Origin of the sequence: Bartonella sp. F02 (genome assembly GCF_026929975.1) — a bacterium.
Taxonomy (GTDB): Bacteria; Pseudomonadota; Alphaproteobacteria; order Rhizobiales; family Rhizobiaceae; genus Bartonella.
The window spans coordinates 226,255-240,175 of record NZ_JANHOK010000001.1 but is presented as its reverse complement, the minus strand read 5'-3'; the positions used below and the strand labels follow the sequence as shown (position 1 = coordinate 240,175).

Genomic DNA, 13,921 nt, shown 5'->3' with positions numbered 1-13,921 from the left:
TACCTGCCCCCATATCTGTACGAGACGTCACTCACAAATACAATGATAGCACTTTACAATAAAGCTTATAAAGTAAATTTAAATGTCTGTATATCAATATTATTCAATTTTCATTTTGTCTATATTGCACTTAAATCATCGCATAATATATTCAAGAACAAAATGGTCTCTTACCTTCAAACCCAGCAATAATTTCCCATATACCAGCAATAATTTCCCATATAATTATGAAAGCAAAAAAATGATAACAACAATTTCGAATCACTCAATATTCAATAATTGAGCTTCTCCTATTTTAAGTCTGAGAATATCTTTAAGACATCAAAAATTACAATCAATAAACTACTATAGATTGCTGAATTGATAGTCAATTGAATACTCATATCAATTGCTTTTTATACCTAGAACTTCATTCTGACATGTTTCAAATTCTCAGAGCTACAAATTTCTAACTCATAAAATAAATAACGTTAAAATGATTTAAAACCATTATAATAATAACCAGAATACATCTCTTATCTTCAAGCATTCTTTCTTTGAAATGAAAAGAGTAGATTTATTCCTGAAACAAAACTCCATTTTCAATTTTAAAAAATTCTGCTCGCCCTTTTAAAGAATCAAAGAAAATGCCATCTGTTCCTGTCATAAATGCCTGCCCACCCAAATCATCAAGAATATCAAATAAAGCAGCACGACGATAAATATCAAGATGAGCTGCAATTTCATCAAAAAGAAGAATAGGCGCCATATTTGACATCTTACCTGTTAAGCGTGCATGACACAAAATCAAACCAATCAACAATGCTTTCTGTTCACCTGTTGAGCAAGATGCCGCAGCCATATTTTTATCTGCATAAAAAACTCGAAAATCTGTGCGATGCGGCCCCTCTAATGTCCGTCCCGCCGCACAATCTAACGCACGATTATATCGCAATCGCTTTGAAAACCGCTCTTCAACTTCAACGGCTGATATTCCCTCTTCAAAAGCCCCTTCTAAAAAGCCATCAATTTGTAAAAAGGCTCGGGGAAAAGGTGAATCAACGAGTGTTTGTGCAAATAAATCATTTAAAAGTCGGATAAGATCTATCCGTACTGCTGCAATAGCCGTTGCAAGTTCAGCCATCTGTGTCTCTAAAGCATCAAACAAAGAACGATCTTGATTCCCATCTGCAAATAAACGATTCCGCGCTCGCATGACCTTTTCATAATCAACCATACGGCGACCATGCAACGGATCAATAGCCAAAACCATACGATCCAAAAAACGGCGCCTATCTTGCGAAGGTCCTGTAAAAAGTCTATCCATCGAAGGAGTTAATGCACTAATACGACAGTATTCTGTTAAGCAATCACCGGTCTCATTTACGCCATTGATATGAACTTTCCGACCATTATCACCAGCTTCTAAAGCCGTACCAATATTTACTTCACCATATAAATCACATTGAAGACGAGCAAATACAAAAAACCGATCCCTTCCATCCTCCAAATGGCAGACATCAGAATAAGCAGCACGCCGCAAACCACGGCCAGGAGAAAGAAAAGATAGAGCTTCTAGAAAATTGGTTTTACCAGCACCATTATGCCCCGTTAAAACCACATGTTTACCTGATAAATGAACATTAAGAGAGCTGTAATTGCGATAATGGGATAATTTCAACTGCCTTACCGCAACTTTATGCACAAAACCAACCCCACTCTGCAAAATGCCTAACCTTTATACACGAATAGGCATCAACACATAAAGCGCATTTGTATCACCGTTATCACGAATGAGAGCAGGCGCACCAGGTTCGTTCAGCATAAAAATCATCTCATCGCTCGAAAGTTGCGCAGCAATATCTAGGAGATAACGTGAATTAAAACCTATATCAAGTGGAGCAGAAGTATAATCTGCAACCAATTGGTCTTCTGCACTTCCCGAATCAGGATTACTGACTACAAATCGCAGTAACCCATCTTCAATCGTTAACTTTACTGCACGACCACGATCATTTGAAATAGTTGAAACGCGATCAACCGCAGAAGAAAATTCCTGTCGATTCACAATCAATTTTTTATCATTATCTGTAGGAATAACACGCTGATATTCTGGAAATACACCATCAATTAACTTAGATGTTAAAACTACAGATCCAACAGAAAAGCGAATTTTTGTCTCTGAAAGCTCTACACATACATCACTATCAGTTTCTTCTGTGAGAAGTCTTTGCAGTTCCCCAACAGTTTTACGAGGGATAATAACACCTGTCATATCTTCAGTACCCGAAGGCGCTTCTACATCTGCTTGTGCTAAACGATGACCATCAGTAGCAACTAAACGCAACTTTTTTACAGCACCATCATCAATAATATGAAAATAAATACCGTTAAGATAATAACGCGTTTCCTCAGTTGACATAGCAAACTGCGTACAATCAAGCAAATACTTCAAACTTGATGCTAATAAAGAAAAACGATAGTTGAATTGTCCCGGAAGTGATTCTGGAAAATCTTTTTTGGGAAGGCACTGCAGTCGAAAATTAGCACGGCCAGAAACAACAGACATTGTATTTTCCTGATTCACATCAGTTTCTAATATAATCTCATTTCCATCAGGGAATTTTCGAACGATATCATAAAGCAAATGCGCTGGAACAGTTATTGCTCCTGCTTCTTCAATATGAGCAATAGAAGACTCTATAACCTCCAAATCAAGATCTGTTGCTTTTAATTGTACACCATGACCACTCGCATCAATTAAAACATTCGATAAAATAGGAATAACATTACGACGCTCAACCACGCGGTGAACTCGACTAAGAGATTTAAGAAATTGACTGCGATCTATAGTAACGCGCATAAAAATTCCTATGTATAATCCATCCAATAAGATTCACTTAACCAGAAAACAATAGATACATTAAAGAATCATATTGGATTCTATGCAACCTGCATTAAAATAGCAAGAGGCTCGATTATTCAATAAAAATAACGTTCTTTTACTGATTCTCTCCAACATCAAAACTAAATTTTTTATGCAGCTTGTTCTCCAATTAAGCGTTTAAGCAATTCAAGCTCTTTCGCTAAGGTTTTATCATCACAAACCAAATCTTCAATTTTTCGTACAGCATGTAAAACCGTGGTGTGATCACGCCCTCCAAAGTGACGACCAATCTCAGGTAACGAATGAGGTGTCAATATTTTTGCTAAATACATAGCAACCTGCCGAGGTTTAACAACTGTGCGTGTACGACGATTAGATAATAAATCTTGCTTAGAAACATTATAGTGACGTGCAACAGCACGTTGAATCTCTTCAATTCGGATACGCTTCGACTCACCCAAGCGTGTGGTAGGAATAACACGCTGATATTCTGGAAATACACCATCAATTAACTTAGATGTTAAAACCACAGATCCAACAGAAAAGCGAATTTTTGTCTCTGAAAGCTCTATACATACATCACTATCAGTTTCTTCTATGAGAAGTCTTTGCAGTTCCCAAACAGTTTTACGAGGGATAATAACACCTGTCATATCTTCAGTACCCGAAGGCGCTTCTACATCTGCTTGCGCTAAACGATGACCATCAGTAGCAACTAAACGCAACTTTTTTACAGCACCATCATCAATAATATGAAAATAAATACCGTTAAGATAATAACGCGTTTCCTCAGTTGACATAGCAAACTGCGTACAATCAAGCAAATACTTCAAACTTGATGCTAATAAAGAAAAACGATAGTTGAATTGTCCCGGAAGTGATTCTGGAAAATCTTTTTTGGGAAGGCACTGCAGTCGAAAATTAGCACGGCCAGAAACAACAGACATTGTATTTTCCTGATTCACATCAGTTTCTAATATAATCTCATTTCCATCAGGGAATTTTCGAACGATATCATAAAGCAAATGCGCTGGAACAGTTATTGCTCCTGCTTCTTCAATATGAGCAATAGAAGACTCTATAACCTCCAAATCAAGATCTGTTGCTTTTAATTGTACACCATGACCACTCGCATCAATTAAAACATTCGATAAAATAGGAATAACATTACGACGCTCAACCACGCGGTGAACTCGACTAAGAGATTTAAGAAATTGACTGCGATCTATAGTAACGCGCATAAAAATTCCTATGTATAATCCATCCAATAAGATTCACTTAACCAGAAAACAATAGATACATTAAAAAATCATATTGAATTCTATGCAACCTGCATTAAAATAGCAATAGGCTCGATTATTCAATAAAAATAACGTTCTTTTATTGATTCTCTCCAACATAAAAACTATTTTTTATACAGCTTGTTCTCCAATTAAGCGTTTAAGCAATTCAAGCTCTTTCGCTAAGATTTTATCATCACAAACCAAATCTTCAATTTTTCGTACAGCATGTAAGACCGTGGTGTGATCACGCCCTCCAAAGCGACGGCCAATCTCAGGTAACGAACGAGGTGTCAATATTTTTGCTAAATACATAGCAACCTGCCGAGGTTTAACAACTGTGCGTGTGCGACGATTAGACAATAAATCTTGCTTAGAAACATTATAGTGACGTGCAACAGTACGCTGAATCTCTTCAATTCGGATACGCTTCGGCTCACCCAAGCGTGTGAAATGACTCAATAATTCTTCCACTCGCTCTAAAGATAAATCAGACTCAAATGACTGACGGAACAATAATTGATTAAATGCGCCCTCAATATCTCGACCAGATCCCAAAACTTTCTCAGCAATATATTCCAAAATAGAATCAGAAATTGTAATTGTACCATCATCTTGTTGTGCTACTTTTAACCGTTGATGCAACATTTTTAAGCGCATCTCATAATCTGGTGCTTCAACTTCAAGAGCCACTCCACACTGAAGACGAGATCGAACCCGAAGATCAAGCGATTCTAATTCTGCTGGCGGACGATCCGCGGCCACAACAACTTGCTTCGCGCTATCAAGTAACATATTCAGCAAATGACAAAATTCATGCTGTATCGATTTTCCCTGCAAAAATTGCATATCATCAATAATTAAAAGATCAATATCACGAAGCTGTTCTTTAAAAGAAAGAGCATCATTATCACGAATCGCCGTTGCAAAACGCCACATAAAATATTCAGCTGTTAAATAAATAACGCGAGCAGGCATTAAACGCTTTAGAGCCGCAGCAGCAATTGCTTGAAGCAAATGCGTCTTTCCCAAACCCACAGACGCATGAATGAAAAGAGGATTAAATCGTAAAGCACTTTTATGCCCTTCAGCAATTGAACGGGCTGCAGCTAAAGCAACGCGATTAGACGGCCCCTCAACAAAACTTTCAAAAGTATAACGCGAATCAAGAGGTGAACCAAAAATACCTGTCTGCGATCCCTTATCTGATAATTCTCCACTACTCTCTCCTAAAGAGGAAGTTATTTGCTCTTCAGAAACAAAACCAACAGGAGCTTCTATCGTCTTACATTTTGCACCTTTTGAAACGCGCTTCATACTACGAACAACAACTTCAACGCGTAGAATCGCAGAGTTTTCTTGTTTCCATAAATTTGTCAAAAGAGAACCATAATGGTTATTAATCCATGAACGCAAAAACGCCGTAGGAACAGAAAGTTTCACAAGATTACGACTGTACTCTGCAAGTTTCAAACGACCAAACCAACTAGTATAAGCCTCTACACCAACCTGCACCTTTAGTTGCGCCATAACACGCGTAAATGCAGCCGAACCCTCTTCTTCTGAAAGAACTAAACGCTCTACAGAACTCTTTGTATCAACTAACTCATTTATATTTGTCATTTTATTTATTATTCTCTCTGTTGGCAGGAGATCCATCGAAACCTTCTTAAGAGAACCAGCTTTAAAGTTCAATTTATCCACCATCTTTCATCCCGATAAAAACTAAAGTCTTGTCTTGCCAAACAGCTAAAGATCTACACTTAGCGAAGACAAATACACCTTTCCCAAATAAGATTTTACCCCCCCCTTAGGATAGCCTTATTAAAACCCCGCAAACAAAGATGACCCGTAAGGTTCATTGTGTGCTGATTACATGAATACGTTCTCAAAAACGGAGAACATATCAATAAGAGTAATAAACCACTTAAAACCCCTCTAACTCGAAGCCTTATAAAGTACCTCAAACCCAATATAATGTAGAGTACTTAACTGATATAAACTTTGCGTATTTTCAGTTTCTACAAGAACCATACAAAACAGCAGAGGTAAAATGCAAGAGGTCAAAATAAAATCAAGACACGATTAAAAGCCCCTATAAACTCTCAAATAAAAGCATCGCGTAAACAAGCTAATTGATTCAATTAACTTTTTTTTTACGAATTTTCCAAACAACGAAAAATCCATTCATAAAAAAAAAAAAAAAATAAAATAACTTGACAAAAAAAACTCAATCAAAATCCACAGATTTTGTGGATAACTATCCAAATAGTCTATAAATTTATTCTATTTTTTAATGGAAAAATAACGACATAGCTCCTTTCCAAAAAAAATGTACAAAAAAACTAGCTCCTGTGTAGGAGCTAGTTAAATACTATCTAAAATGATGATAAATTCTACGCGCTAAAAGCTTTCAAACGCTTTGCCAAACGTGACACTTTCCGCGCTGCAGTATTTTTATGAAAAACACCCTTTGAAACTGCACGCATAATCTCAGGTTCAAAATTTTTAAACGCCACTTCTGCAGATGCCTTATCACCACTCGCCAAAGCATCATCAAATTTACGCATAAAAGTGCGAACGCGTGAACGGCGGGATTTATTGATTTGCGTACGTACCGCAACTTTACGCACAGCTTTCTGAGCCGAAGGTGTATTCGCCATAAATGCATCTTTCTCTTTTAACTGATCGGTAAAAACACTCTGAGCAACCTAAAACGCAATTAAACCCTCAAGCTGCTCATTACAAGTAGACTTATAACGTAACCTTAAAGCCAACGTCAATTATTTTCTCACAAATAGCATAAAAATAAATGTTTGGCTTATTTGATACACTCTGATTTTGATACAAATCCTTAAAAAGAACGGTGATCAAACTGCTAAATTACGCAAAACATATTGCAAAATGCCACCATGATGCAAATAATCTAATTCATCTTCAGTATCAATACGACACAATAATGATATAGTTTTCACCGTTCCATCTGAAAAAGTAATTGTTCCTGTTGTTCTCTGACGAGGCTTTAAACCATTGATTCCTTCAATCGAGATCTGTTCATCTCCTTTCAAACCAAATGACTGCCAACTATCGCCTTCTTCAAAGACAAAAGGAACAATGCCCATCCCCACAAGATTAGATCGATGAATGCGCTCAAAAGATTGAGCAATCACTGCTTTGACACCAAGAAGATTAGTCCCTTTAGCAGCCCAATCACGAGACGACCCATTCCCGTACTCCGTGCCAGCAAAAACAACTAACGGAACTCCTTCATTTTTATACATCATTGCAGCATCATAAATCGCTTCTTCTTTCTTGGATGGATAATGGATTGTATATCCCCCTTCGCGACCATTTTCTCCTAGCATAAAGTTCCGAATACGAATATTAGCGAATGTTCCACGCATCATAACTTCATGATTCCCACGACGTGTTCCATACTGATTAAAATCAGCAACTTTAACACCATGATCAATCAAATATTGCCCTGCAGGTGAATCAACTTTAATGGATCCAGCCGGCGAAATATGATCTGTTGTGATTTTGTCACCAAATAAGCCTAAAATTCGTGCATTTTTAATATCTTGTAATTCACTAAGAACTTTCTGCATACCATCAAAGTAAGGCGGATTACGAACATAAGTCGATTCATCATCCCAAGAATAAGTAACACCAGCAGGAACATGAACTCTTTGCCAATTTTCATCCCCTTTGAATACATCCGCATATTTTTCGACGAAAATTTTACGTGTAACGTTCTTTTCAATGAATTCCTGCACTTCTTTAGAAGTAGGCCAAATATCTTTCAAATAAACCGGTTGACCATTTAAATCTTCCCCAAGAGGCTCTTTAGTTAAATCTTTACGAACCGTACCTACAAGAGCATGTACAACAACTAATGGCGGTGAAGCCAAATAATTTGCTTGCACATCAGGAGATACGCGTCCTTCAAAATTGCGATTACCTGAAAGAACTGCTGCTGCGATTAAACCATTATCATTAATCGTTTTGGAAATAGCAGGGAGCAAAGGACCAGAGTTCCCTATACAGGTTGTACACCCAAAACCTACCAAATTAAACCCTAACGCATCCAAATCTTTTTGGAGACCCGAGTTGGAAAGATATGCTTCAACGACTTGTGAACCAGGTGCAAAAGAAGTCTTAACCCATGGTTTACTTTTCAAACCTTTTGCCACGGCATTGCGCGCTAAAAGACCCGCAGCAATCAGAACACCTGGATTTGATGTATTCGTACAAGAAGTTATCGCTGCAATCGCTACATCTCCGTGGCCAAGATCATACTCTTCACCTTCAACTCTATAACGATTATTTTGCTCGCTCGTCTTCTTATAATCCTTGACCAACGCTTCTTCAAAAGTCTGCCCAACATTTTCCAATGCAATACGCCCTTCAGGACGCTTAGGACCAGCCATAGAAGGTGCAACACTTCCCATATCTAACTCAATTGTATCACTAAAAATAGGATCAGCTGACTTTTCATCATGCCACATCCCTTGTGCTTTAGAATAAGCTTCCACTAAAGCCATGCGATCTTCATCACGCCCTGTCATATTGAGATAACGCACAGTCTCTTTATCAATCGGGAAAAAACCACATGTCGCTCCATATTCAGGCGCCATATTTGCAATTGTTGCCCGATCAGCAAGAGTCATATGCTCTAAACCTGGGCCAAAAAATTCAACAAACTTGCCAACAACACCTTTCTTACGCAACATTTGCGTAACAACTAATACCAAATCAGTAGCTGTCACACCTTCTCTAAGCTTTCCTGTTAAACGAAAACCAACCACTTCAGGTAACAACATTGAAACAGGTTGCCCTAACATTGCAGCCTCAGCTTCAATGCCACCAACTCCCCAACCCAAAACACCTAAACCATTGACCATAGTCGTGTGCGAATCAGTTCCCACGCATGTATCAGGATAAACAGTATGACAATCATCTTCCTCTTTTATCCACACACATTGTGCTAGATATTCGAGATTAACTTGATGGCAAATCCCTGTTCCTGGAGGAACGACACGAAAATTTTGAAAAGCTTGCTGACCCCATTTCAGAAAACGGTAACGCTCACCATTACGCTCATATTCGCGTTCAACGTTCTTTTTAAATGCTGACGCATTCCCAAAATTATCAACGATAATTGAATGATCTATAACAAGATCAACAGGAATAAGTGGATTAATTTTCTCCGGATCACCTCCAAGATGAGCCATAGCATCACGCATCGCAGAAAGATCAACAACAGCAGGAACACCCGTAAAATCTTGCATTAAAACACGCGCAGGACGGTAAGCAATTTCTGCACCTGCATTGCCTTTATTTTTAAGCCACTTAACAATATTTAAAATGTCTTCTTTCTTAACTGAGCGACCATCTTCAAACCGTAATAAATTTTCAAGAAGAACTTTCATTGAAAATGGTAAGCGAGAAACACCTTCAAGCCCATTCTGTTCTGCTGCAATTAAACTATAATAAACATACTCTCTGCCACCGACATTTAAAGTTTTGCGACACTTAAAACTATCAATTCGAGACATAACTGTGTCCACCCTCATACTACAAACCACTCAGTTCTCAGAACGAATAACAAAAATGTGCATCAAAATCACAGTTTAAACACGAATACAATCACTCTTGCTATTCATTTCCTACTTTATTTTATAGGCAAATTCGGTGATTAGCCTTAAGATTCATTCCACACCAGTGATTGGCGTTGTGTGCCTTATAGAACTATTCCTAGAACTATTCTAGGTACAATTACATAAAAATTAACGTGTTTTTTATTTTAAAATACAATAAATCTATAAAAATAACAGAAAACAGATCATTCCATGAGACTATCCGGCGAAAATTTAACGGCATTCAGAAACAAAAAAATTCTCTTTCAGAATTTATCTTTTTGTTTATTCACGCAACAACTCATGACAGTTATAGGTTCTAATGGTATCGGAAAATCGACATTATTACGAATCATTGTTGGTCTTTTTGATGCTACTGAAGGTCATATAACATTTAAAGATCACGAACAAACATATCCGGTAGCCACTGTATGCCATTATCTCAGTGTGCAAAATGCCATGAAACCTTCTTTTTCAGTTATTGACAACTTACAATTCTGGGCAAAATTTTACGGACAGCCTCTTCGCACTCCCCACGAAGCACTTTCAGACATTGGTCTTTCGGATCTTGAACACTTACCTTTTAATATTTTATCAAATGGACAAAAAAGACGTGTAGCCATTGCTCGCCTTTTACTTTCTTATCGACCTGTGTGGGTTTTAGATGAACCGACAGCTGAGCTTGACAGTTATGCTCAAACTATTTGCGCTAATCTTTTTCAACATCATCTCAACCAAGGCGGAATGATTATCACCGCAACGCATACACCTCTCGGTCTTCCAGAACATCATATGATTGATTTAGAACATTTTCTACCTGAGCAGAACAAATTAAAATGAAAGCATTATTTTTACGCGATGTAAAATTAATTTTAGCGTCACAACATTCTTTTTTAATAGGAATTTTGTTTTTTTTCGCCGTTATTATTGTAAGCTCGTTTGCCATCGGATCAGATCCAAAGATTCTTGCGCAAATAGGTCCAGGAATATTATGGCTTGGAGCCCTACTCGCTAGTCTTCTCAATCTTAGTAAACTCTTTCAAACTGATCATGAGGATGGAAATTTAGATCAATTTATTCTCTCCAGCCAAAGACAAAGCTTAACACTTCTTGTTTTTATAAAATGCCTTGCTCATTGGGCTGGAACTATGCTTCCTATTATCTTCGCCACTCCTATCTTCTCCTTTATGCTCCATTTAGATACAATAACGACTTATGCGACAATGCTCACTCTTTTATGTGGAACACCTGCCATCATTTTTATTGGTGCAATTGGTGCAGCATTAGCAACATCATTGTTGCACAATACTCTTCTTGTGTTCATTATTATCTTACCATGGACTATTCCGATGATGATTTTCGGCGTTGCAGCCGCTACAGCTCCAACAACACCAAATGTTTCTTTTCTAACCGCCTTAGCTTTTCTTATTGCTTTTTCACTCTTTTGGAGTGTTTTCAGCCCTTTTGTTACAGCGATAATTCTTAAATATTTATCAGAATAATAAAAGGTAATTGCCCCACAACTAAAGTCTACTTATTATAAATTTATGAAAAAAATCTCACAAACAAAAACAACAAAGCTTTCTCTTACATATCCAACCCGTTTCATGGCAATAAGTAATGTCGCTTTGCCTTGGTTAATCTCTACAACATTATTTTTTCTAATCTTAGGAATGATTTTAGTTATACGTTCACCCGATGACTATCAACAAGGAATGACTGTAAAAATCATGTATATCCATGTACCATTTGCGTGGTTATCTACATTCTGCTACATTATGATGAGCGCTGCAGCATTAGGAAATCTGATTTGGAGTCATTATCTCACTGACATAGCATTAAAGTGTAGTGCACCTATAGGAGCAATCTTTACAGCTTTAGCTCTCATGACAGGAGCGCTCTGGGGACGTCCCACATGGGGAACATGGTGGGTCTGGGATGCAAGACTAACATCTGTTTTGATTTTATTTTTCATTTATCTTGCGATTATTGCACTCTCTCATGCTTTTGATAACCCAATAAAAGCTGCACGTGCTACAGCAATTGTAACATTAGTTGGACTCATCAATATTCCTATCATAAAATTTTCTGTCAATTGGTGGAATACGCTTCACCAGCAATCATCACTTTTACGCTCAGGCGGCATTGCTATCGACCGTATCATGCTGTGGCCACTTATTATAATGGCTCTTTGTTTTCTTTTTATGTTTATTGTATTGCATTTAATGGCTATGCAAAATGAAATCATTTTTCGTCAGATTCAATCACTTCAAATCAAAGCGACTCATCATACTAAAAATCAGGATTCTTCAGCATGAGCAATCTAAATAATATGCAGAGTGAATTTTTAGGAAATTTTTCCCAGTATATTGATTTTCTTCTTGGGCATCTTTCTCATGAATACACTGTTGTTTTAAGCTACACACTTTCTGCAATTATTTTACTTTGTCTTTTCGGATATATTATCTACAAAGGAATATATCAGAAAAAAATTCTACAACAATTGCAAGAAAAAGAGCTGATTTGGAAAAATAAATATAATGAAAATCACTCTACTAAAATCTAAAAAAAATATATCATTTTCTATTCTTCTAAAGCTTGCGGGATTATTGTTTCTTCTTGTCTTTTCAATCACAGTATTTCTCAACTCTATAAATAAGCACTCTCTCTATAACACTGCGCTTATTCCCAATGTCTTAGAAGGAACACAGGCTCCTAAAACTTATCTTCCTTTATTAAATAATGAAGGTTATTTAAATTCAGAATACCTTAAAGGACGTGTGACATTGATTAACTTTTGGGGATCGTGGTGTCCTCCCTGTCGTGCAGAACACCCTATTCTAATGAATATTGCAAAAGATCAGCGTTTTGATCTTATTGGAATTAATTATAAAGATAATAAAGATCACGCTCAACGCTTTTTAGTCAATTTCGGCAATCCTTTTAAATTTGTTGGTTTTGATATATCAGGTCATACTGCTATTTACTGGGGAGTATATGCTTTACCTGAGACATTCCTTTTGAATAAAGAAGGCATTATTATTGCCAAATATACCGGCCCTTTAACATGGTCAACTTACCAAAACGAACTTTTACCAAAAATTGAGAAACTTATATAAATACTTATATAAATATAAGAATTTATCGAATATTGTGATTAAAAGAAAAAATTCCACATTTTAAAAAATTGATTTATGAAATACACACTCTTTAAAAGACAGCTTTATATATTACACCCTTATCCGCCGTCTTTCTGAAATCGGCTGAAATGCTATTTTAGCATGAAAAGAACAATACGGACTACCCTCACCAGAATCAGCACCGCAAAAGTAAAAATCTGACAACAAAGGGTCTCCAACAGGCCATCTACATGTATTTTCACTCAGTTGTAAAAGATTAAGATTCCGCGACATAGGAACAACGACGTCTGACTTTTCAGACATGTCAACTCCCGATATATTTTCAGCAGGAGAAGCAACCTTTAAAGCAGTTTCCTCAACCCGACGAGAAACAGGAGCATTTTCTGGCAACACAGATGACGCAGATCGGCGTATACGTGACATCGATGGGTTCACCCCAGCTAACGTTTTTTGTGTACGTGATACCACTTGTGCTGTTTTCCCACGGCCTGGTAACTTTAATCGGTGCACTTTACCAATAACAGCATTTCTACTAATCCCACCTAATTGAGCTGCGATCTGACTTGCACTTAAACCCTCACTCCAAAACTTCTTAAGAAGTTCAACACGCTCACATGTCCAACTCATACCAAAACTCCATTTTGATCACTGCATTGAGATGCGCTCAATATAAATGCTCCAACTCTTCGTTTAAATAATTTAACGAAAAATCTTTGCGCTTTAAAAGAAGGCACTATTTAGAGACTAAACTTAACTCGCAGAATTTGTAAACAAAAATACAATTATAAACTACAATATGAACTCACTCTATGACAAGAGACTTTAACTCTTGAAATGTACGTTTAGAATGTTTTCCCCAACTTGAAAATAAACCATAAGAAAAATTTTATCTTTTGTTTTTAATGCAACTATCTATTCTCCGAACCTTCATTTGACTTTTTACTCATTAACACGGTAGTTTACCGCAATAAAACAATTTAACTATCTTATATGAAT

General features: G+C 37.0%; 11 protein-coding genes. 4 read left to right on the top strand and 7 right to left on the bottom strand.

Going from position 1 to position 13,921, the window contains the following annotated elements; all coding sequences use genetic code 11:
• Positions 1 to 556 precede the first annotated feature (556 nt).
• The 6 genes from recF to acnA form a co-directional block, all read right to left on the bottom strand.
• Positions 557 to 1,705 (bottom strand): DNA replication/repair protein RecF, encoded by a 1,149-nt coding sequence (recF, locus tag NPY00_RS00975; RefSeq protein WP_269020163.1) that lies wholly within the window; start codon positions 1,703 to 1,705, stop codon positions 557 to 559.
• 12 nt (positions 1,706 to 1,717) lie between these two features.
• On the bottom strand, positions 1,718 to 2,842 hold the full coding sequence (dnaN, locus tag NPY00_RS00970) for a DNA polymerase III subunit beta (RefSeq protein ID WP_269020162.1): 1,125 nt from the start codon (positions 2,840 to 2,842) through the stop codon (positions 1,718 to 1,720).
• A 173-nt stretch (positions 2,843 to 3,015) separates the two neighbouring features.
• Positions 3,016 to 4,107 carry a DNA polymerase III subunit beta gene (gene dnaN / locus NPY00_RS00965; RefSeq protein WP_269020161.1) on the bottom strand — a complete coding sequence of 364 codons (1,092 nt, stop codon included), beginning with the start codon at positions 4,105 to 4,107 and terminating at the stop codon, positions 3,016 to 3,018.
• Between the two features lie 171 nt (positions 4,108 to 4,278).
• A complete protein-coding gene (gene dnaA / locus NPY00_RS00960) occupies positions 4,279 to 5,853 on the bottom strand; it encodes a chromosomal replication initiator protein DnaA (protein ID WP_269020160.1) in 1,575 nt (524 codons plus the stop codon).
• Between the two features lie 689 nt (positions 5,854 to 6,542).
• Positions 6,543 to 6,809, bottom strand: coding sequence for a 30S ribosomal protein S20 (rpsT, locus tag NPY00_RS00955; RefSeq protein ID WP_269020159.1), 267 nt, complete (start codon positions 6,807 to 6,809; stop codon positions 6,543 to 6,545).
• A gap of 207 nt (positions 6,810 to 7,016) precedes the next feature.
• The gene (acnA, locus tag NPY00_RS00950; protein ID WP_269020158.1) at positions 7,017 to 9,704 is read right to left on the bottom strand and encodes an aconitate hydratase AcnA; all 2,688 of its coding nucleotides are present in this window, start codon (positions 9,702 to 9,704) and stop codon (positions 7,017 to 7,019) included.
• 294 nt (positions 9,705 to 9,998) lie between these two features.
• Between acnA and ccmA the strand changes: the two genes are divergently transcribed.
• The 4 genes from ccmA to NPY00_RS00925 all read left to right on the top strand — a co-directional run bounded on the left by ccmA (position 9,999) and on the right by NPY00_RS00925 (position 12,904).
• Positions 9,999 to 10,625 (top strand): heme ABC exporter ATP-binding protein CcmA, encoded by a 627-nt coding sequence (ccmA, locus tag NPY00_RS00945; RefSeq protein WP_269020157.1) that lies wholly within the window; start codon positions 9,999 to 10,001, stop codon positions 10,623 to 10,625.
• A complete protein-coding gene (ccmB, locus tag NPY00_RS00940) occupies positions 10,622 to 11,287 on the top strand; it encodes a heme exporter protein CcmB (protein WP_269020156.1) in 666 nt (221 codons plus the stop codon). The genes ccmA and ccmB overlap by 4 nt, the downstream gene beginning before the upstream one ends.
• Before the next feature lie 45 nt (positions 11,288 to 11,332).
• On the top strand, positions 11,333 to 12,103 hold the full coding sequence (locus NPY00_RS00935) for a heme ABC transporter permease (RefSeq protein WP_269020155.1): 771 nt from the start codon (positions 11,333 to 11,335) through the stop codon (positions 12,101 to 12,103).
• Between the two features lie 222 nt (positions 12,104 to 12,325).
• Positions 12,326 to 12,904, top strand: a complete 579-nt coding sequence (locus NPY00_RS00925; protein ID WP_269020153.1) for a DsbE family thiol:disulfide interchange protein — start codon at positions 12,326 to 12,328, stop codon at positions 12,902 to 12,904.
• Between the two features lie 111 nt (positions 12,905 to 13,015).
• On the opposite strand, the gene NPY00_RS00920 is transcribed toward NPY00_RS00925, so the two are convergent.
• On the bottom strand, positions 13,016 to 13,552 hold the full coding sequence (locus tag NPY00_RS00920) for a GcrA family cell cycle regulator (protein ID WP_269020152.1): 537 nt from the start codon (positions 13,550 to 13,552) through the stop codon (positions 13,016 to 13,018).
• Positions 13,553 to 13,921 lie beyond the last annotated feature (369 nt).

Excerpts from the sequence above, each read along its gene's own strand:
- dnaN (WP_269020162.1), bottom strand. The coding sequence starts at position 2,842 with ATGCGCGTTACTATAGATCGCAGTCAATTTCTTAAATCTCTTAGTCGA.
- dnaN (WP_269020161.1), bottom strand. The coding sequence starts at position 4,107 with ATGCGCGTTACTATAGATCGCAGTCAATTTCTTAAATCTCTTAGTCGA.
- dnaA (WP_269020160.1), bottom strand. The coding sequence starts at position 5,853 with ATGGTGGATAAATTGAACTTTAAAGCTGGTTCTCTTAAGAAGGTTTCG.
- rpsT (WP_269020159.1), bottom strand. The coding sequence starts at position 6,809 with ATGGCGAATACACCTTCGGCTCAGAAAGCTGTGCGTAAAGTTGCGGTA.
- acnA (WP_269020158.1), bottom strand. The coding sequence starts at position 9,704 with ATGTCTCGAATTGATAGTTTTAAGTGTCGCAAAACTTTAAATGTCGGT.
- ccmA (WP_269020157.1), top strand. The coding sequence starts at position 9,999 with ATGAGACTATCCGGCGAAAATTTAACGGCATTCAGAAACAAAAAAATT.
- ccmB (WP_269020156.1), top strand. The coding sequence starts at position 10,622 with ATGAAAGCATTATTTTTACGCGATGTAAAATTAATTTTAGCGTCACAA.
- NPY00_RS00935 (WP_269020155.1), top strand. The coding sequence starts at position 11,333 with ATGAAAAAAATCTCACAAACAAAAACAACAAAGCTTTCTCTTACATAT.
- NPY00_RS00925 (WP_269020153.1), top strand. The coding sequence starts at position 12,326 with ATGAAAATCACTCTACTAAAATCTAAAAAAAATATATCATTTTCTATT.
- NPY00_RS00920 (WP_269020152.1), bottom strand. The coding sequence starts at position 13,552 with ATGAGTTGGACATGTGAGCGTGTTGAACTTCTTAAGAAGTTTTGGAGT.